This is a genomic window from Collinsella sp. AM20-15AC (genome assembly GCF_003471405.1).
Lineage (GTDB): Bacteria > Actinomycetota > Coriobacteriia > Coriobacteriales > Coriobacteriaceae > Collinsella.
The window spans coordinates 1-2,112 of record NZ_QRJA01000055.1 but is presented as its reverse complement, the minus strand read 5'-3'; the positions used below and the strand labels follow the sequence as shown (position 1 = coordinate 2,112).

Below are 2,112 nucleotides of genomic sequence, written 5' to 3'. Positions count from 1 at the left end.
CGTGGGAGGCCAGGGCGCCGCTGACCGGTGGACGGCACCGAGCCGTCTGATGACTTGAAGAAGGGGGAGGCCTCGCGGCCTCCCCCTTTTTTGCGTTAAAAGGCGACATTCTCTATTTAATTAAATCAATCCTATCATCCGCCGGTGAATATAAACGTTCACCGTTCTGTGGCTGGTTCTCTGTTCTCAATGGACTAATATTTGCTTTAGCGCACTGCTGCGCTTGTCCTGTTTTACACGGGTCGTTTTATTGATTGTGACGGAAGGACTCACATGGCAGATGTTCATGAGCTGCTTGATACTTGGATTGCCAATGTCAAGGACGAGGAGCTCCTCGCTGAGCTCAACACGATGAAGGAGCAGGGTGATGAGGACGCCATCACCGACGCTTTCTTCCAGGATCTCGCCTTCGGTACTGCCGGTCTTCGCGGCACTATCGGTGCAGGCACCAACCGTATGAATATCTATACGGTCGGTCGCGCGACGCAGGGTTTTGCTGACTATCTCAATGCGACCTTCGAGCATCCGACGGTAGCCATCGCTCGCGATAGCCGCAATAAGGGTGAACTGTTCGTTAAGACGACGGCTGCCATTCTTGCGGCAAACGGTGTGACTGCCCTCGTGTATCCCAAGATTTCTCCTGTGCCGACGCTCTCCTGGGCCGTCCGTGATCTTAAGTGCTCCGGTGGCATTTGCATGACTGCTAGTCATAACCCGGCGCCGTATAACGGCTATAAGGCCTATGGCCCCGACGGCTGCCAGATCACCAGCGAGGCCGCCGATGCAATTTCTAAGGCTATCGCCGAGACCGATACATTCACCGGCGTGAAATCCATGGACTTTGATGAGGCTCTTGAGCAGGGTCTGGTCAAATGGATCGACGACTCGTGCCTCGAGCGTTATTACGACGCCGTTCTCGCGCGCGGCGTGACCAACCTTTCTGCCGAGGAGATCGCTGGCGCTCCGCTTAAGCTTGTCTATACGCCGCTGAATGGTACCGGCCTCATTCCCGTCACCACGGTGCTCGAGCGCGCTGGCGTCACTGATATCACGGTTGTTCCCGAGCAGAAGGAACCTAACGGCGATTTCCCGACCTGCCCGTATCCTAACCCCGAGATCCGTCAGGCCATGCAGAAGGGCATCGATCTCTGCGAGCAGGTTCACCCCGATCTGCTGCTTGCAACCGATCCCGACGCCGACCGTGTTGGCGTTGCCGTTAAGAATGGCGATGACTATCTGCTGCTGACCGGCAATGAGATGGGCGTTCTGCTGCTCGACTATATCTGCAAGACCCGTGCTGCCCGCGGTGAGGACCTCACTAAGAAGGTTGCCGTTACTACTATCGTTTCTTCCGCCATGGTTGACGCTCTGGCCGACGAGTACGGTTTTGAGCTCCGCCGCTGCCTGACGGGCTTCAAGTACATCGGCGACATCATTACCTCGCTTTCCGATGCTGGCGAGGTCGATCGCTTTATCTTTGGTTTCGAGGAGAGCTACGGCTATCTGGCTGGCGACCACGTGCGCGACAAGGACGCCGTGAGCACTTCGCTGCTGATTTGCCAGATGGCGCAGTATTACAAGCTCCAGGGTAAGAACCTCGCCGATGCGATGCACGAGCTGTACGAGAAGTATGGCTACTACCACAACAAGACGATTTCGCTGAGCTATCCGGGTGCTGAGGGTGCGGCAAAGATGGCCGGCATCATGTCCGGTCTGCGCGAGAACCCGCCTGCGGAGCTTGCTGGGTCCAAGATTGAGGCCGTCGTGGACTACAACACCTGCGTGAACGGCCTGCCGAAGGCTAACGTCATTGAGTTCGATCTTGAGGGCGGCAACAAGGGTATTGTTCGTCCTTCCGGCACCGAGCCCAAGATTAAACTGTACATCTTCGCCAAGGGCGCGGATGCCGCCGAGGCTGATGCAGCACTTGACGCGATCGAGGAATCCGGTCGCAAGCTGTTGGCCTAAGGCTTTGAAAGCCTATTTCTATAGATAGACGGAGGAGGGGATCTCGGAAACGAGGTCCCCTCTTTATTACCGGTAAATACAGCTGAGAATTCCGGATTGTGTAGGAAATGTGTACGCCCAGATTCCCGCCCCCGGCGCCCCTCC

General features: G+C 56.5%; 1 protein-coding gene. It reads left to right on the top strand.

Annotated elements, in window-relative coordinates; all coding sequences use genetic code 11:
* Positions 1-273: 273 nt before the first annotated feature.
* Positions 274-1,968: a phospho-sugar mutase gene (locus DW233_RS10010; RefSeq protein ID WP_117646651.1), complete on the top strand. Its 1,695-nt coding sequence runs from the start codon at positions 274-276 to the stop codon at positions 1,966-1,968.
* Positions 1,969-2,112 lie beyond the last annotated feature (144 nt).